Origin of the sequence: Pseudogemmobacter faecipullorum (assembly GCF_020539525.1) — a bacterium.
Lineage (GTDB): Bacteria > Pseudomonadota > Alphaproteobacteria > Rhodobacterales > Rhodobacteraceae > Pseudogemmobacter > Pseudogemmobacter faecipullorum.
In genome coordinates, this window is sequence record NZ_JACDXX010000107.1 from 1 (window position 1) to 13,748 (window position 13,748).

Below are 13,748 nucleotides of genomic sequence, written 5' to 3' on the forward strand. Positions count from 1 at the left end.
CTCCAATTTCATACTGTCGATCTGACCCTGTAGATTCCAGGCCGCGCCAAAGCTTCACCGCTCATCCGCGCTCGATGGATTGAAACGCTGACGAGGCAATCGACTTCCTTAAACTTCCGGTAACAATGTAGGGTGAACCGGATCATTGCAATTGATCTGGGTCATAGCCGACGTTGGACGGAATGAATTATCGGCTCCTCATGCGCCGAACCCGCCGCATGCGTGTCAACACAGGAAGCTTCCTATGCCCAGCACCGCCCCTGTAAGTCTTGAAGAACGCCTCATGCTTCCCCTCACGCTCGCGGCGAGTTTCGGCATGGCGGCCGCCTTCTAATCTGTCAGATCTTCTCTGGGCCTGTAGCCCCTTGCTGGTGCTGGGAGCGTGTAGACGAAACCGCGGTTGAGATGCCAGTTGCCCCCGAAAACCGCCTCAATCGCCTCGACTGCTCCGTTTCGGATCGACAGTTCGCAGTACTGCAGCATGACGTAGAAAGCGGCAGACACATCGGTGTTCCAGCAGTAGAGATCCATCGCTCTCTGGCGATCGCCCGCGGTTTCACGCAGATAAGAGCTGAACCGTGGAGGTGACAGCACGGCCTCAAGATCAAAAATCAACTGGTTCGAACCAGTTGATTTTTGATCTTGAGGCCGTGCTGTCACCTCCACGGTTCAGCTCTTATCTGCGTGAAACCGCGGGCGATCGCCAGAGAGCGATGGATCTCTACTGCTGGAACACCGATGTGTCTGCCTCTTTCTACGTCATGCTGCAGTACTGCGAACTGTCCATCCGAAACGGAGCAGTCGAGGCGATTGAGGCGGTTTTCGGGGGCAACTGGCATCTCAACCGCGGTTTCGTCTACACGCTCCCAGCACCAGCAAGGGGCTACAGGCCCAGAGAAGATCTGACAGATTACCTGTGTTCGACAGGGAGACGAAGCCGAGTTCGTCGATGATGAGAAGCTTGTACCCGGCCATCTGCTGCTGGAAGCGCAGCAGGCGGCGCTCATCGCGGGCCTCCAGCATCTCGCTGACCAGCGCTTTGTTCTGAAGTGCAGCCTTGCGCAACAGGGTCGGAGAGTGTCCTGTCTTTTGTGTATGAGTGATCCGGTCCATGCTTCATCGAAAGGAAGCATGCATGACGATCTCCAAGGAACTACTGGATGAGCTGCTGAAGGGCGTTGAGCGCCCCGAGGATTGTCCGGTCTGACCGCTATGCGTTCCAGCGCCATGGGAGCAGGTCATCGACCTTGGTGATCTTGTAATCCGGGATGCCGGCGAGAGTGTCTGCGAGCCAGGCGTGTGGATCGACGGCGTTGAGTTTGGTGGTTTCGATCAGGGTGCAGGCGATGGATACGGCCTTCCTGCGTCCGGATGTAGGTGATGTCGGTCACCCACACCCAGTCTGGCGCTTCGACGTCGAACTGCCTGTCGAGGGTGTTGCCGACCACGACTGATGGCTTGCCGCCATAGCTGCCAGGGCAAAGGGTACGTTCCCACGTGTTACTCACCCGTCCGCCACTCATCCCGAAGGATGAGTTCGACTTGCATGTGTTAGGCCTGCCGCCAGCGTTCATTCTGAGCCAGGATCAAACTCTCAAGTTGAAAGTTCCGAAGAACTATCCTTGACGTCGAACCTTCGCACATCTGTCTTAATCCGTAAGGATCAAGAACAGTCATCTAATCTGATGTGCCAAGTTACCGAAGTAACGTGACCCACAAACTAGTGAAGCTGTCACTCTCATTGCATTCAGCTGACTGGTACTAATTGCCCGATTGGCTTGATTTGATCCGGTAAAAGCAAGGCATTACGCCAAACCGATCAGCAAGTCATATATAAAGCACCATAAGTCGTACGAAAACTTGAACAATCATCGATGTTAGCTGCAAAAAAGCAGCCTGTCTCTGTTCCGGTTTGGTGGTCATAGCGCTGGCTAAACACCCGATCCCATCCCGAACTCGGCCGTTAAGGGCCAACACGCCAATGGTACTGCGTCTTAAGCAAGTTGCATTCTTCTGAGGAGAAGATCCGGATCGTGCTGTCCGGCCTTCGTGGCGAAGACAGCATTGCCGAGTTGTGCCGCAAGGAAGGGATCGCCCAAAGCCTGTATTACAGTTGGTCGAAGGAATTCCTCGAGGCCGGCAAGAAGCGGCTGGCCGGTGATACGGCCCGTCAGGCGAATACAGGCGAGGTGAAGGATCTGCGCGCCGAGGCTTTGGCACTGAAGGAACTTGTGGCCGATCTCAGCCTTGAAACGCAAATTTCCGAACAGGCTGAAAGGATCTGATCGCTGGACATAGTTATGCCGCGAGCCCCGCAAAGATCTGGAACGCCGAGGCACCGTTAGCCGGGATCTGTGCCTTGCGGATCATGTGAGCGGTCGCGATCCCGGCGACTGTGGCGATGGCCGAATGGAATGCCTTGAAGCCCATCATTGGCCGCGTGATCCGCTTGATGAAGCGATGGTCCTGCTCAAGAATGTTGTTGAGGTACTTGACCTGCCGGATTTCAGGGTTCCTGCTTAAAGCTAATCTGAGCAGGGTAAGCCGGCCCCTAAGGCGAGGCCGAAAGGCGTAGTCGATGGGAACAGGGTTAATATTCCCTGGCCAGGAGGATGTGACGGATCTCAAAGATTGTCTTCCCTTAACGGATTGGGAAGGCCGTTCAGAGGTTCCAGGAAATAGCCCTCCATAAGACCGTACCCTAAACCGACACAGGTGGACAGGTAGAGTATACCAAGGCGCTTGAGAGAACCACGTTTAAGGGTCGGCCTTGAACAGTTAGCGTCCTGAGCAGGCGCAATCATTCCTGCTCAGCGGCGATGGGCATGTCCAGATCGACATCAGCCACCGGTTTCAGCAGTCCGGCATCCTGCAGCGCCTCGATATCCGGGAGATCGCGCAGGGTTTCCAAACCGAACTGAATGAGGAAACCCGGCGTGGTGACATAGGTGTAGGGCGCGCCTGGTTCCGGGCTGCGCGGACCTCGGGCGATCAGGGCCTGGCGGTGCAGCCGTGCGAGTTCCTCGAACGAATAACCGAGTTCGCGGGCCAACTCATCGACCCTGGCGCGGGCCTCGGCTTTGCGGCGATCTTCAAAGGAGGTGATCGCCTTGGCGACTGACTTTTCCAGTTGTTTCAGTTCGCTCAGCGAAAGCGCGTCGAGGTTGATATCGGTCATCAAGGTCCCCTTTGTTCTTTAACATTGATAGGGCAGCGTGCAGTGATGGGCAATTTCCCATTCGGGGACATAGTCAGACATGGTTGCGTGCTCTACCGGCGATGTGACTTCAGAATTTATGCCGCCTTGGGAGACAGATGTCTGTAGGCTTTATTTGTCTGGCCGCAGGACGAGACTGGCCTTCTCTGGGTCATAGTGAAACTTTGTGATCGTTCCGTCCTTAATCTTCTGAACGGCCTCATCAATCACGAAGAGCGGTACCAGGAACCATTCGCGCGGAATTACGGGTCTTCCGAACCGATCGGCAATCTCGATGTCGAGCTGTGCACTGCCGAAAATCCGATGGATCACTGATCCGCGTTCGCTCGCCACTACTAACGGAGTCTCTATTGATGTCCTTTCCTCCGGGTACTTAGATGTTTCAGTTCCCCGGGTTTGCTCTAAAAACCCTATGTATTCAGGTAATTAGTACCTGTTTATGCCTGCTGTAAGCTACCAGAGGTAATTACAACAAACATTCAGGTGGGTTTCCCCATTCGGATATCCATGGATCAAAGCCTGTTCCCGGCTCCCCATGGCTTAACGCAGGGTACCACGTCCTTCATAGGGTTCCTGCTTAAAGCTAATCTGAGCAGGGTAAGCCGGCCCCTAAGGCGAGGCCGAAAGGCGTAGTCGATGGGAACAGGGTTAATATTCCCTGGCCAGGAGGATGTGACGGATCTCAAAGATTGTTTTCCCTTAACGGATTGGGAAGGCCGTTCAGAGGTTCCAGGAAATAGCCCTCCATAAGACCGTACCCTAAACCGACACAGGTGGACAGGTAGAGTATACCAAGGCGCTTGAGAGAACCACGTTTAAGGCCTCTTCCATGACCAGACCAGACGAAACAGACCGACGTATTCTGCGCGCATTGCAGAAAGATGGTCGGATGCAGAAGGTCGAACTGGCAGTCCAGGTCGGGCTTTCGCCCTCGCCCTGTCTGCGGCGTGCCAAGGCGCTAGAAGAAGCTGGTGTCATTCAGCGCTGGACCCGGCGGAAGGCGGGATGGGCATGACGGTCTCAGCCCGGGGCCTTCGCCCGTGTCTGGCTGACCGGGCAGGATGTCGAAACCGTCATCACCAAATATTTTGGTGACTTCAAAGGCTACGATCAGATCGACGGCGCGCCGGAAGAGCGTGCACGCGGCATCACCATTTCGACCTCGCACGTTGAATATGAAACCGCTGACCGTCACTACGCCCATGTCGACTGCCCCGGCCACGCTGACTATGTTAAGAACATGATCACCGGTGCGGCGCAGATGGACGGCGCGATCCTCGTGGTGAACGCAGCTGACGGCCCGATGCCGCAGACCCGCGAGCACATCCTGCTGCAAAAACTGGCCCAAGAACTGGATGGTGGCGAATGTCTGCGTAAAAGCGCGCGACCACCACGCCGATTTCTTCGGCGGTAATGTCAAACCTACGCGCATTCATACTTGCCCCCTTTCACCGGCCTCTGTGTTACGAGTGTTTCCTCTGCGCATGGCTTCTAACGTGGCCCGGCCATCATAAGAATTATGAACTCACATCAGAGAGTGCCAGAGCCATTCATCGGATCTTGGCGGCCCGATGTGTAGCGGAATTCACCTTCAATATCCGATTGTGAGCTGACCGAGACATATTCCCCCGCCGCCATCGACATCGCCCCGGCGGCCAATCCCGCGGCGCCTGCAATCAACACCGCCTCTGCGGAAGGATTGGCGACCGCCACCCCCACGATGAGCGCCGAGATCGAGACGATCCCATCGTTGGCGCCGAGCACCGCGGCCCGCAACCAACCGCTGCGGTTGACGAAATGCACTTCTTCATGGGCTGACTGATAGGTCATGGCCGTCCCGCTCGCACGGCTGCACCGCCAGGCCCTGATCGCCCGAGGTCCGCGCAGCCCGGAACCAGGCGCGCCCTACACCTATGTCACCACGCCGGGTTTCCTCATTCAGTTCGGTTTGGAAACCCTGCGCGATCTTCCGGATATCGAGGCGCTGCAGGATGCCGGACTGCTGAAACCGGTGGCTGATGTCGATCTGGACATGCCCATCGCCGCTGAGCAGGAATGATTGCGCCTGCTCAGGACGCTAACTGTTCAAGGCCGACGGGCAAGTATGAATGCGCGTAGGTTTGACATTACCGCCGAAGAAATCGGCGTGGTGGTCGCGCGCTTTTACGCAGACATTCGCCACCATCCAGTTCTTGGGCCAGTTTTTGCACGGCACGTCACGGATTGGTCAGAGCATGAAAGCAGGATCATGTCTTTCTGGCGTAACGCGATCCTGCGCGAACAGGGCTACGATGGAAACCCCATGTTCGTTCACAAAGAGGCAGGAGACATACGCGCTGAGATGTTTCCAAGTGGCAGTTTCCGGGGCGGCTCATGGAATGTTCAAGATTGTGAGCGCGTAGGAATGCGCCCCAGTCCATGCTTGTGAACTGGCTGCCCTGATCCGAATGGATCAGGACCTTCGCTTTGGGTTTGCGCTGCCACACGGCCATGAGGAGCGCCTGAAGCACGACGTCGGTAGTTTGTCTGCTTTGCATCGACCAGCCGACGACGCGGCGGGAGTAGAGGTCGATCACGACAGCAAGATAAGCAAAACCCTCTTGGGTGGGAATATGTCTCGGTCAGCTCACAATCGGATATTGAAGGTGCTGACATCGCCCGTGAGGCGCAGGCTCTGCGCGAGACACCCGCGGAGGAGGAGGCGGAACTGGCTTCTATCTGGGAGAGCCGAGGTCTCTCGCCCGCGACGGCAGCGCTTGTCGCGCGCGAGTTGACCGAAGCTGACGCGCTTGGGGCCCATGTGCGCGATGAACTCGGCCTTTCTGAGGTGCATAGCGCCAATCCCTTACAGGCTGCCTTTGCCGGCGATGTGACTTCAGAATTTATGCCGCCTTGGGAGACAGATGTCTGTAGGCTTTATTTGTCTGGCCGCAGGACGAGACTGGCCTTCTCTGGGTCATAGTGAAACTTTGTGATCGTTCCGTCCTTGATCTTCTGAACGGCCTCATCAATCACGAAGAGCGGTACCAGGAACCATTCGCGCGGAATTACGGGTCTTCCGAACCGATCGGCAATCTCGATGTCGAGCTGTGCACTGCCGAAAATCCGATGGATCACGGGGCGGCGTGTTGTTCAAAGGTGGCGCGGCGCTTGAAGCCTTGGCAGAAGTGAAGAGCTTTTCCTTTGACAAAACCGGCACCCTGACCACCGGAGTTGCAGAGGTCACCGACCTCACCTCAGAGACCCCCGAGGGGCGCATGCTGGCGCTGCTCTCGGGTTTGGGGGCGCAGTCCGAGCATCCGATCGCCGCCGCGATCCGGCGCCGGGCAGAGGCCGAGGGGCTTGCCCCCGCCGCCATTCGGGATGTGGTGAGCCCGGAGGCATCGACCACGCAGAGCGCGGCGCCGATCTCGCCATCCGCCGGGATCAGCCCGATGTCACCGACATGGGCCTGCGAGGGGTGGACCTCCGGCAGATAAGCCGCGACCGCATCGCCCAGCGAGGCATAGCCCGCCTTGCGAAGCGCCCGAAGCGCGCCACCGGCGGTGCGATAGCGGGACCAGTCCGAACGCACGTCTTTGCCGGTGATCGCCTCATAGGCCCCGGCGGCAAGGCCGAGGGCGCAGTATCATCGATGTGATTGTTCATCGATGCGCCGATCTGGATGAAGCCTGCCGGATTTGCCGGATTTTCCCAGATCGCCCCTGTGTCGCGGGGGGCCTGTGCGCCCCGGATGTAGCCATTGATGCCGGGTGCGAATTCGCCACGATCATCCCCGACCCAGACGCCGGAAAGCCCCTGAGGCAGCGAGGAGCATTCCACCACCATGGTCACAAAGCGGGTATTCCAGCCCCAGCTGCCGACATAGCGGCGCTTGCCCGGGGAGCAGGTCATCGACCTTGGTGATCTTGTAATCCGGGATGCCGGCGAGAGTGTCTGCGAGCCAGGCGTGTGGATCGACGGCGTTGAGTTTGGCGGTTTCGATCAGGGTGCAGGCGATGGAGGCGGGCTTCCTGCGTCCGGATGTAGGTGATGTCGGTCACCCACACCCAGTCTGGCGCTTCGACGTCGAACTGCCTGTCGAGGGTGTTGCCGACCACGACTGATGGCTTGCCGCCATAGCTGCCAGGGCGGCGGCAGATGGGGAATATGCCGCCTATACGCGTGTTGGCGATGCCTCTCAGGGCAGAATGACGGCCCCGGAAGAGCCCGGTGCCTATGAAATTCGCTATCAGCTGGAGCGTGGCAACCGGGTCATGGCTCAGGGACCCCTTGAGGTGCTGGCACCGGATGCGGCGCTGGATGACGGCGCCGGTCTGCAAGCTCCGGCCACCGGCAAACCCGGCGAAGTCATCACCATCAGCTGGAGCGGCGGCAGTGACAGTGCCGATGCCATCTTCCCCTTCCCGGGTCTGGAACCGCATCCCCGATGCGGTGCGGGATCGGATCTTGGCGCTGGCGTTTGAGGAGCCTGAGCTGTCGCCGCGCGAACTGGCGGTCCGGTTCACTGATACAGAAGGGACTGTCCTGAAGTCTGTGTATCTGGGCCGGTCCATGCGGTTTCAGATACTCAAGCGGCGAAGCGCTCGCCGAACATTATGGCGAACTGGTTGCGGGCGGCAAACCATTCCCGGACGTTGCGACCGTCGCAACGTCCGGGAATGGTTTGCCGCCCGCAACCAGTTCGCCATAATGTTCGGCGAGCGCTTCGCCGCTTGAGTATCTGAAACCGCATGGACCGGCCCAGATACACAGACTTCAGGACAGTCCCGTCAATCCAGCTTTCGGAGCGGCAGGAGATTATCGCCCGAAGAGTGGATCAGCGCCTCCCGCCCGAAGATCTCGAATTTGACCGCAGAGCCACCATCAGCGGTCAGCTCAACAACCTCAGCCTTGAAAAAAATCCTCGGGGCGCTCAACGCCCTTCAGCAGCTCATCCAGTAGTTCCTTGGAGATCGTCATGCATGCTTCCTTTCGATGAAGCATGGACCGGATCACTCATACACAAAAGACAGGACACTCTCCTTCAAATCTCAACGACAGGCGCAGAGGTTTCTCGCCGCCCATGACCAGATCAACGCTATCTTCAAACCCCGCCGCTATCGCCTCACCGCCAACTCCTATCGTCATGCAAGGGCAGATGCGTTCAGCCCAAGATCCGATCCCGCACCGCATCGGGGATGCGGTTCCAGACCCGGGAAGGGGAAGATGGCCTGTCCTCCAACCCCTCGGGCCCATGTTCAACGAAGCGGTCATACCACCGGTAAAACGTGGTGGGGGGACTGTCCTGAAGTCTGTGTATCTGGGCCGGTCCATGCGGTTTCAGATACTCAAGCGGCGAAGCGCTCGCCGAACATTATGGCGAACTGGTTGCGGGCGGCAAACCATTCCCGGACGTTGCGACGCCAGCGCCAAGATCCGATCCCGCACCGCATCGGGGATGCGGTTCCAGACCCGGGAAGGGGAAGATGGCCTGTCCTCCAACCCCTCGGGCCCATGTTCAACGAAGCGGTCATACCACCGGTAAAACGGGCATTGCCAAGTTGTTGTGTCGTGAAGCCCCTGCTACAGGATTTCGAATGAAAATGCCATCATCCCTGGCGCGCCTGAAGGGCTTCCGCTTCCCCCGCGAGATCATCGCTTATGCCGTCTGGGCCAAGGATCACCGACTTCGGATAATGCACGCCCTTGAACTCGATCACGCCCCGAGCCTCTCCCCAACTGCCCGAAAACAATGGCATATCAAAGGTCGTCGAAGAAACCAGAAACTTTGCGACACTGCCAACCATCTCCCGCGAGCTTTCCGATCGGATCCCCGCGAAAGCTTGCCAGTTCCTTCCAGGAGATCTCACAGCGAACGGGCTGACAAAAGGGATTGAGAAATTCGATCTCAGACGCCCAGTCCTTTCCTATTTTGCGCCGCTCCGGAACCTGGCTCCCGGCGCCGACCATCGGGCGCACAAGGGCCTGAACAACCGCATCGAGGGCTCACACCGACCAACCCGAAAGCGCGAGAAGATAATGGGGCGCTTCAAATGGGACTGTCCTGAAGTCTGTGTATCTGGGCCGGTCCATGCGGTTTCAGATACTCAAGCGGCGAAGCGCTCGCCGAACATTATGGCGAACTGGTTGCGGGCGGCAAACCATTCCCGGACGTTGCGACGGCGCCGTGGTCTTGTCTTTGAACTCATCGGCCGCCTTGATGACGATGTAGGCCGGGCTGGTGATGAGGTCGTGCGATTTGAGCAGCCGGTAGATATAAGCCTCTGAGACAAAATACTTTTCTGTATGAGAGTGTCCTGTCTTTTGTGTATGAGTGATCCGGTCCATGCTTCATCGAAAGGAAGCATGCATGACGATCTCCAAGGAACTACTGGATGAGCTGCTGAAGGGCGTTGAGCGCCCCGAGGATTTTTGTCCCGGCCCACCACACGCGCCAGCACCTCCCGGCCCACAGGCTCGGAGGAGGCGAACAGCACGGCCTCGACCCGCGCCATCCACTCCCGCCAGCGCAAAGCCTGTGGCAGATCGGCGAGTTCCGCGGGCAGTGTCGCAAAGTTTCTGGTTTCTTCGACGACCTTTGATATGCCATTGTTTTCGGGCAGTTGGGGAGAGGCTCGGGGCGTGATCGAGTTCAAGGGCGTGCATTATCCGAAGTCGGTGATCCTTAAAAATCCTCGGGGCGCTCAACGCCCTTCAGCAGCTCATCCAGTAGTTCCTTGGAGATCGTCATGCATGCTTCCTTTCGATGAAGCATGGACCGGATCACTCATACACAAAAGACAGGACACTCTCGTGGTGGGTGGGATGCCGATCTTGGCCAAGGTGCGCCTGACTGACAGATGCGACTGCTCCACCAGCCGGATGATTTCGAGCTTTTCAGCGGCGGGGTATCTCATTCTGGGTCTCCCCCAGCCCCGGGTCAGACAGGCGTTAAACCCATCCCCGCCGCCCACCCGCTCGAGCATCTGTCCGCTTTGCGGAGAGTGACATCGGCATGAGGCTATGGGCAGGGACCATAGGCGTTCTGGTTTGCGGCTGTCAATCCGAGAGTGTCCTGTCTTTTGTGTATGAGTGATCCGGTCCATGCTTCATCGAAAGGAAGCATGCATGACGATCTCCAAGGAACTACTGGATGAGCTGCTGAAGGGCGTTGAGCGCCCCGAGGATTTTCCAACTCCTATCGTCATGCAAGGGCAGATGCGTTCAGCCTCTGGGACGACTATGCCCGCGAGATGACCGCGTGACCGGCTTCAAACAGACTGCAACACACCAGGTGAAAATAACTTGGCAATGCCGTCAAAAGGCATATGTCGCCGAGATGGGCGAACAGACCCTGACCGACCAAGGCCGAACTGATGCGCGCTTGCGCGTCATCTTCGACAACGGCACCGAAAGCAACATGCTGATGCGATCGCTTCAGCGGCTGATACTTGTCGTGGAGGTCCCGGTTGAAGCGGATGGCGACAAGTGCCGGCATATAGATCGCGCGCCGTATTGATGCCCGTCCGCCGGTAATCCGTTCCTTGCCCTGCCACTTGCCAGATTGCTGAGAGTGTCCTGTCTTTTGTGTATGAGTGATCCGGTCCATGCTTCATCGAAAGGAAGCATGCATGACGATCTCCAAGGAACTACTGGATGAGCTGCTGAAGGGCGTTGAGCGCCCCGAGGATTTTTTCGCAACGTCCGGGAATGGTTTGCCGCCCGCAACCAGTTCGCCATAATGTTCGGCGAGCGCTTCGCCGCTTGAGTATCTGAAACCGCATGGACCGGCCCAGATACACAGACTTCAGGACAGTCCCCGCGCGCCTGTCACGATGCCATCGCCGCCAGAGGGGCCACGGCAGTCATTCCGCCGCGCAAGAATGCTCGCTTTTGGAAACCATCCAGTGATGGAGCAAAAGCGCGTAATGAAGCCTTGCGAACATGATGATCCGCAAGGCACAGATCCCGGCTAACGGTGCCTCGGCGTTCCAGATCTTTGCGGGGCTCGCGGCATAACTATGTCCAGCGATCAGATCCTTTCAGCCTGTTCGGAAATTTGCGACACAACCCTATGAGGTGCGCCTGCAACTTGAAAACGGTGGCCGTGTCCTCGCGCGCACGCCGGTGGAAGTGGCCGAAGGAGAGGTGACGCTGAGCGGCCCCGAGCGCGTCCGGGCAGGGGGTGATGTCGCCGTTCGCCGTCGATCCACACGCCTGGCTCGCAGACACTCTCGCCGGCATCCCGGATTACAAGATCACCAAGGTCGATGACCTGCTCCCATGGCGCTGGAACGGATAGCGGTCAGACCGGACAGTTACGCAGGTTCAGATGGGTCGATACATGAATGCGATAAGCGCCCCGAAGGACGCTGCGCATATCTTTGATAGTATTGTTTTTGGTTGCGGGGACAGGATTTGAACCTGTGACCTTCAGGTTATGAGCCTGAAAAAATCCTCGGGGCGCTCAACGCCCTTCAGCAGCTCATCCAGTAGTTCCTTGGAGATCGTCATGCATGCTTCCTTTCGATGAAGCATGGACCGGATCACTCATACACAAAAGACAGGACACTCTCGAGCTTCCCACTCCATGTCCGCATCAAGCCAGACGGTCAGCGAACCCCGTTGCTTCAGGGAATGGTTGTAGGCACGCCAGTTGCTTGTCTTGTAACGGGGCTTCGATGGATAAGTCATGCCAAACTGACCATTCCGGGGATCGGTCGCCTGACCGCGACCACCATGCTGATCGACATGCCGGAGCTGGGATATCTCGAGAGCAAGAAGATCACCGCCTTAGCCGGACTTGCGCCAATGACGCAGCAATCTGGGACTGTCCTGAAGTCTGTGTATCTGGGCCGGTCCATGCGGTTTCAGATACTCAAGCGGCGAAGCGCTCGCCGAACATTATGGCGAACTGGTTGCGGGCGGCAAACCATTCCCGGACGTTGCGGCGCCGTGGTCTTGTCTTTGAACTCATCGGCCGCCTTGATGACGATGTAGGCCGGGCTGGTGATGAGGTCGTGCGATTTGAGCAGCCGGTAGATATAAGCCTCTGAGACAAAATACTTTTCTGTATCAGTGAACCGGACCGCCAGTTCGCGCGGCGACAGCTCAGGCTCCTCAAACGCCAGCGCCAAGATCCGATCCCGCACCGCATCGGGGATGCGGTTCCAGACCCGGGAAGGGGAAGATGGCTTGCGCCCAAACCGCCCACATATCCCTTCATTTCCATCAATGTCAAAGAGCAGAGACAAAAAAATACAAACCCGCCAGTACTCTGGCTGATCCGCAACCTTGTCAGAATGTCGTTCCGGCAGCTTCCGCCGCCTCCCTCAACCTCCCGCCGCCGTCTCCGTCTGCGTTCCGTTTCGGTGAGCCGGTATCTATTCTGTATCAGTGAACCGGACCGCCAGTTCGCGCGGCGACAGCTCAGGCTCCTCAAACGCCAGCGCCAAGATCCGATCCCGCACCGCATCGGGGATGCGGTTCCAGACCCGGGAAGGGGAAGATGGCCTGTCCTCCAACCCCTCGGGCCCATGTTCAACGAAGCGGTCATACCACCGGTAAAACGGGCAGTGTCGCAAAGTTTCTGGTTTCTTCGACGACCTTTGATATGCCATTGTTTTCGGGCAGTTGGGGAGAGGCTCGGGGCGTGATCGAGTTCAAGGGCGTGCATTATCCGAAGTCGGTGATCCTTTACGCGGTGTTCTTCTATGTTCGCTATGCCGTCTCCTACCGTGATCTTGAGGAAATTCCAGCAGACGACCTACAGGACCAGGAACTGGCCAGCCTATAACGATGCGCTCAAGCGCCGGGGTTCGCTGACGATCTGGTTCGACCCCGAGATGAGCTGGGACGCTGCGCCGACAGGCAGGCGTGGCCGCCAGCAGACCTACAGCGATGCCCACCACGTTTTACCGGTGGTATGACCGCTTCGTTGAACATGGGCCCGAGGGGTTGGAGGACAGGCCATCTTCCCCTTCCCGGGTCTGGAACCGCATCCCCGATGCGGTGCGGGATCGGATCTTGGCGCTGGCGGGGGGGGGGGGGGGGGGGGGGGGGGGGGGGGGGGGGGGGGGGGGGGGGGGGGGGGGGGGGGGGGGGGGGGGGGGGGGGGGGGGGGGGGGGGGGGGGGGGGGGGGGGGGGGGGGGGGGGGGGGGGGGGAAAGGATCACCGACTTCGGATAATGCACGCCCTTGAACTCGATCACGCCCCGAGCCTCTCCCCAACTGCCCGAAAACAATGGCATATCAAAGGTCGTCGAAGAAACCAGAAACTTTGCGACACTGCCATGAGAGTGTCCTGTCTTTTGTGTATGAGTGATCCGGTCCATGCTTCATCGAAAGGAAGCATGCATGACGATCTCCAAGGAACTACTGGATGAGCTGCTGAAGGGCGTTGAGCGCCCCGAGGATTTTTTTTTTTTTTTTTTTTTTTTTTTTTTTTTTTTTTTTTTTTTTTTTTTTTTTTTTTTTTTTTTTTTTTTTTTTTTTTTTTTTTTTTTTTTTTTTTTTTTTTTTTTTTTTTTTTTTTTTTTTTTTTTTTTTT

The 13,748-nt window shown here is 57.7% G+C and carries 11 protein-coding genes, 1 rRNA gene, 28 pseudogenes and 2 other annotated features; of the genes and pseudogenes, 19 read left to right on the plus strand and 21 right to left on the minus strand.

Annotated elements, in window-relative coordinates; all coding sequences use genetic code 11:
* Positions 1 to 330: 330 nt before the first annotated feature.
* The 4 genes and pseudogenes from H0485_RS21420 to H0485_RS21435 form a co-directional block, all read right to left on the minus strand.
* Entirely contained in the window at positions 331 to 666 is a 336-nt protein-coding gene (locus tag H0485_RS21420) for a hypothetical protein (protein ID WP_226937890.1), read from the minus strand.
* Between the two features lie 246 nt (positions 667 to 912).
* A pseudogene (locus H0485_RS22075) lies at positions 913 to 1,038 on the minus strand (ATP-binding protein); the annotation flags it as partial.
* A gap of 172 nt (positions 1,039 to 1,210) precedes the next feature.
* A pseudogene (locus H0485_RS21430) lies at positions 1,211 to 1,339 on the minus strand (transposase domain-containing protein); the annotation flags it as partial.
* Positions 1,340 to 1,346: 7 nt separating this feature from the next.
* Positions 1,347 to 1,478 (minus strand): annotated as a pseudogene (locus tag H0485_RS21435) (IS3 family transposase); the annotation flags it as partial.
* Positions 1,479 to 1,911: 433 nt separating this feature from the next.
* Between H0485_RS21435 and rrf the strand changes: the two are divergent.
* Together rrf and H0485_RS21440 are read left to right on the plus strand one after the other, a co-directional pair.
* Positions 1,912 to 2,019: ribosomal RNA gene (gene rrf / locus H0485_RS22080) — 5S ribosomal RNA — on the plus strand.
* Positions 2,010 to 2,261, plus strand: a pseudogene (locus tag H0485_RS21440) (transposase); the annotation flags it as partial. The gene rrf and the pseudogene H0485_RS21440, both read left to right, overlap by 10 nt.
* A gap of 37 nt (positions 2,262 to 2,298) precedes the next feature.
* Here H0485_RS21440 and H0485_RS21445 read toward each other — a convergent pair.
* Together H0485_RS21445 and H0485_RS21450 are read right to left on the minus strand one after the other, a co-directional pair.
* A pseudogene (locus tag H0485_RS21445) lies at positions 2,299 to 2,511 on the minus strand (DDE-type integrase/transposase/recombinase); the annotation flags it as partial.
* Positions 2,499 to 2,740 (plus strand) — a sequence feature (23S ribosomal RNA rRNA prediction is too short). It overlaps the preceding pseudogene by 13 nt.
* Positions 2,741 to 2,800: 60 nt before the next feature.
* Positions 2,801 to 3,178, minus strand: a complete 378-nt coding sequence (locus H0485_RS21450) for an SMC-Scp complex subunit ScpB (protein WP_226937893.1) — start codon at positions 3,176 to 3,178, stop codon at positions 2,801 to 2,803.
* Between the two features lie 327 nt (positions 3,179 to 3,505).
* Positions 3,506 to 3,788 (minus strand) — a sequence feature (23S ribosomal RNA rRNA prediction is too short).
* A 258-nt stretch (positions 3,789 to 4,046) separates the two neighbouring features.
* On the opposite strand from H0485_RS21450, the pseudogene H0485_RS21455 reads away from it, so the two are divergent.
* Together H0485_RS21455 and H0485_RS21460 are read left to right on the plus strand one after the other, a co-directional pair.
* Positions 4,047 to 4,199, plus strand: a pseudogene (locus H0485_RS21455) (Lrp/AsnC family transcriptional regulator); the annotation flags it as partial.
* Between the two features lie 93 nt (positions 4,200 to 4,292).
* Positions 4,293 to 4,556: pseudogene (locus H0485_RS21460) on the plus strand (GTP-binding protein); the annotation flags it as partial.
* 251 nt (positions 4,557 to 4,807) lie between these two features.
* Here the strand turns inward: H0485_RS21460 and H0485_RS21465 are convergent.
* Positions 4,808 to 5,047 (minus strand): annotated as a pseudogene (locus tag H0485_RS21465) (VIT1/CCC1 transporter family protein); the annotation flags it as partial.
* On the opposite strand from H0485_RS21465, the gene H0485_RS21470 reads away from it, so the two are divergent.
* Positions 5,046 to 5,276, plus strand: coding sequence for an SMC-Scp complex subunit ScpB (locus tag H0485_RS21470; protein WP_354002477.1), 231 nt, complete (start codon positions 5,046 to 5,048; stop codon positions 5,274 to 5,276). The pseudogene H0485_RS21465 and the gene H0485_RS21470 overlap by 2 nt on opposite strands.
* A gap of 292 nt (positions 5,277 to 5,568) precedes the next feature.
* Here the strand turns inward: H0485_RS21470 and H0485_RS21480 are convergent.
* Positions 5,569 to 5,832 (minus strand): annotated as a pseudogene (locus H0485_RS21480) (DDE-type integrase/transposase/recombinase); the annotation flags it as partial.
* Here H0485_RS21480 and H0485_RS21485 point away from each other — a divergent pair.
* Positions 5,826 to 6,092, plus strand: a pseudogene (locus H0485_RS21485) (VIT1/CCC1 transporter family protein); the annotation flags it as partial. The pseudogenes H0485_RS21480 and H0485_RS21485 overlap by 7 nt on opposite strands.
* A 292-nt stretch (positions 6,093 to 6,384) precedes the next feature.
* Complete coding sequence (locus H0485_RS21490; RefSeq protein WP_435531533.1) at positions 6,385 to 6,696, plus strand: HAD family hydrolase; 312 nt, start codon at positions 6,385 to 6,387, stop codon at positions 6,694 to 6,696.
* On the opposite strand, the pseudogene H0485_RS22085 reads toward H0485_RS21490, so the two are convergent.
* The 3 genes and pseudogenes from H0485_RS22085 to H0485_RS21500 all read right to left on the minus strand — a co-directional run.
* Positions 6,642 to 6,791 (minus strand): annotated as a pseudogene (locus H0485_RS22085) (DUF6950 family protein); the annotation flags it as partial. The gene H0485_RS21490 and the pseudogene H0485_RS22085 overlap by 55 nt on opposite strands.
* A 195-nt stretch (positions 6,792 to 6,986) precedes the next feature.
* The gene (locus H0485_RS22090) at positions 6,987 to 7,217 is read right to left on the minus strand and encodes a transposase domain-containing protein (RefSeq protein ID WP_435531534.1); all 231 of its coding nucleotides are present in this window, start codon (positions 7,215 to 7,217) and stop codon (positions 6,987 to 6,989) included.
* A pseudogene (locus H0485_RS21500) lies at positions 7,216 to 7,353 on the minus strand (IS3 family transposase); the annotation flags it as partial. The gene H0485_RS22090 and the pseudogene H0485_RS21500, both read right to left, overlap by 2 nt.
* 54 nt (positions 7,354 to 7,407) lie before the next feature.
* On the opposite strand from H0485_RS21500, the gene H0485_RS21505 reads away from it, so the two are divergent.
* Together H0485_RS21505 and H0485_RS21510 are read left to right on the plus strand one after the other, a co-directional pair.
* Entirely contained in the window at positions 7,408 to 7,683 is a 276-nt protein-coding gene (locus H0485_RS21505) for a hypothetical protein (protein WP_226937895.1), read from the plus strand.
* 559 nt (positions 7,684 to 8,242) lie between these two features.
* Positions 8,243 to 8,386, plus strand: a pseudogene (locus tag H0485_RS21510) (IS6 family transposase); the annotation flags it as partial.
* Here H0485_RS21510 and H0485_RS21515 read toward each other — a convergent pair.
* Positions 8,370 to 8,498 (minus strand): annotated as a pseudogene (locus tag H0485_RS21515) (helix-turn-helix domain-containing protein); the annotation flags it as partial. The pseudogenes H0485_RS21510 and H0485_RS21515 sit on opposite strands and share 17 nt — an antisense overlap.
* Before the next feature lie 113 nt (positions 8,499 to 8,611).
* Positions 8,612 to 8,746 (minus strand): annotated as a pseudogene (locus H0485_RS21520) (helix-turn-helix domain-containing protein); the annotation flags it as partial.
* Positions 8,747 to 8,796: 50 nt separating this feature from the next.
* Here H0485_RS21520 and H0485_RS22095 point away from each other — a divergent pair.
* A pseudogene (locus tag H0485_RS22095) lies at positions 8,797 to 8,874 on the plus strand (IS6 family transposase); the annotation flags it as partial.
* 268 nt (positions 8,875 to 9,142) lie between these two features.
* A pseudogene (locus H0485_RS21530) lies at positions 9,143 to 9,253 on the plus strand (IS6 family transposase); the annotation flags it as partial.
* A gap of 45 nt (positions 9,254 to 9,298) precedes the next feature.
* Here H0485_RS21530 and H0485_RS21535 read toward each other — a convergent pair.
* The 3 genes and pseudogenes from H0485_RS21535 to H0485_RS22140 all read right to left on the minus strand — a co-directional run.
* Positions 9,299 to 9,547 carry a hypothetical protein gene (locus H0485_RS21535; protein WP_226937897.1) on the minus strand — a complete coding sequence of 83 codons (249 nt, stop codon included), beginning with the start codon at positions 9,545 to 9,547 and terminating at the stop codon, positions 9,299 to 9,301.
* A gap of 89 nt (positions 9,548 to 9,636) precedes the next feature.
* Positions 9,637 to 9,765, minus strand: a pseudogene (locus H0485_RS21540) (SMC-Scp complex subunit ScpB); the annotation flags it as partial.
* Positions 9,766 to 10,011: 246 nt separating this feature from the next.
* Positions 10,012 to 10,137, minus strand: a pseudogene (locus H0485_RS22140) (transposase); the annotation flags it as partial.
* A gap of 190 nt (positions 10,138 to 10,327) precedes the next feature.
* Between H0485_RS22140 and H0485_RS21765 the strand changes: the two are divergent.
* Complete coding sequence (locus H0485_RS21765) at positions 10,328 to 10,456, plus strand: hypothetical protein (RefSeq protein WP_255613898.1); 129 nt, start codon at positions 10,328 to 10,330, stop codon at positions 10,454 to 10,456.
* Here H0485_RS21765 and H0485_RS22100 read toward each other — a convergent pair.
* A complete protein-coding gene (locus H0485_RS22100; protein ID WP_435531531.1) occupies positions 10,440 to 10,808 on the minus strand; it encodes a transposase in 369 nt (122 codons plus the stop codon). The two genes, H0485_RS21765 and H0485_RS22100, sit on opposite strands and share 17 nt — an antisense overlap.
* A 213-nt stretch (positions 10,809 to 11,021) precedes the next feature.
* On the opposite strand from H0485_RS22100, the pseudogene H0485_RS21555 reads away from it, so the two are divergent.
* From H0485_RS21555 to H0485_RS21565, 3 genes and pseudogenes are all read left to right on the plus strand, one after another.
* Positions 11,022 to 11,141: pseudogene (locus H0485_RS21555) on the plus strand (IS5/IS1182 family transposase); the annotation flags it as partial.
* Positions 11,142 to 11,146: 5 nt separating this feature from the next.
* Positions 11,147 to 11,218 (plus strand): annotated as a pseudogene (locus H0485_RS21560) (IS6 family transposase); the annotation flags it as partial.
* 169 nt (positions 11,219 to 11,387) lie between these two features.
* Positions 11,388 to 11,501: a transposase domain-containing protein gene (locus H0485_RS21565; RefSeq protein WP_435531532.1), complete on the plus strand. Its 114-nt coding sequence runs from the start codon at positions 11,388 to 11,390 to the stop codon at positions 11,499 to 11,501.
* Between the two features lie 275 nt (positions 11,502 to 11,776).
* On the opposite strand, the pseudogene H0485_RS21570 reads toward H0485_RS21565, so the two are convergent.
* Positions 11,777 to 11,893 (minus strand): annotated as a pseudogene (locus H0485_RS21570) (IS5/IS1182 family transposase); the annotation flags it as partial.
* Here H0485_RS21570 and H0485_RS22105 point away from each other — a divergent pair.
* Positions 11,837 to 12,025, plus strand: a pseudogene (locus H0485_RS22105) (transposase); the annotation flags it as partial. The pseudogenes H0485_RS21570 and H0485_RS22105 overlap by 57 nt on opposite strands.
* A gap of 116 nt (positions 12,026 to 12,141) precedes the next feature.
* Here H0485_RS22105 and H0485_RS21580 read toward each other — a convergent pair.
* Together H0485_RS21580 and H0485_RS21585 are read right to left on the minus strand one after the other, a co-directional pair.
* A pseudogene (locus H0485_RS21580) lies at positions 12,142 to 12,396 on the minus strand (helix-turn-helix domain-containing protein); the annotation flags it as partial.
* A 195-nt stretch (positions 12,397 to 12,591) separates the two neighbouring features.
* Positions 12,592 to 12,768, minus strand: a pseudogene (locus H0485_RS21585) (helix-turn-helix domain-containing protein); the annotation flags it as partial.
* A gap of 83 nt (positions 12,769 to 12,851) precedes the next feature.
* On the opposite strand from H0485_RS21585, the pseudogene H0485_RS21975 reads away from it, so the two are divergent.
* From H0485_RS21975 to H0485_RS21600, 3 pseudogenes are all read left to right on the plus strand, one after another.
* Positions 12,852 to 12,953 (plus strand): annotated as a pseudogene (locus tag H0485_RS21975) (IS6 family transposase); the annotation flags it as partial.
* A pseudogene (locus H0485_RS21595) lies at positions 12,922 to 13,104 on the plus strand (transposase); the annotation flags it as partial. The pseudogenes H0485_RS21975 and H0485_RS21595, both read left to right, overlap by 32 nt.
* Before the next feature lie 4 nt (positions 13,105 to 13,108).
* Positions 13,109 to 13,237: pseudogene (locus H0485_RS21600) on the plus strand (helix-turn-helix domain-containing protein); the annotation flags it as partial.
* 169 nt (positions 13,238 to 13,406) lie between these two features.
* On the opposite strand, the gene H0485_RS21605 reads toward H0485_RS21600, so the two are convergent.
* On the minus strand, positions 13,407 to 13,748 hold a 342-nt coding region (locus H0485_RS21605; RefSeq protein ID WP_226937892.1), incomplete at its 5' end, for a hypothetical protein.

Bases quoted from the DNA above. Each gene is read 5' to 3' on its own strand.
- H0485_RS21765 (WP_255613898.1), top strand. From the start codon at position 10,328: ATGACGATCTCCAAGGAACTACTGGATGAGCTGCTGAAGGGCGTTGAG.
- H0485_RS21470 (WP_354002477.1), top strand. From the start codon at position 5,046: ATGGCCGTCCCGCTCGCACGGCTGCACCGCCAGGCCCTGATCGCCCGA.
- H0485_RS21450 (WP_226937893.1), bottom strand. From the start codon at position 3,178: ATGACCGATATCAACCTCGACGCGCTTTCGCTGAGCGAACTGAAACAA.
- H0485_RS21535 (WP_226937897.1), bottom strand. From the start codon at position 9,547: ATGGACCGGATCACTCATACACAAAAGACAGGACACTCTCATACAGAA.
- H0485_RS21505 (WP_226937895.1), top strand. From the start codon at position 7,408: ATGACGGCCCCGGAAGAGCCCGGTGCCTATGAAATTCGCTATCAGCTG.
- H0485_RS22100 (WP_435531531.1), bottom strand. From the start codon at position 10,808: ATGGACCGGATCACTCATACACAAAAGACAGGACACTCTCAGCAATCT.
- H0485_RS21565 (WP_435531532.1), top strand. From the start codon at position 11,388: ATGTCGCCGTTCGCCGTCGATCCACACGCCTGGCTCGCAGACACTCTC.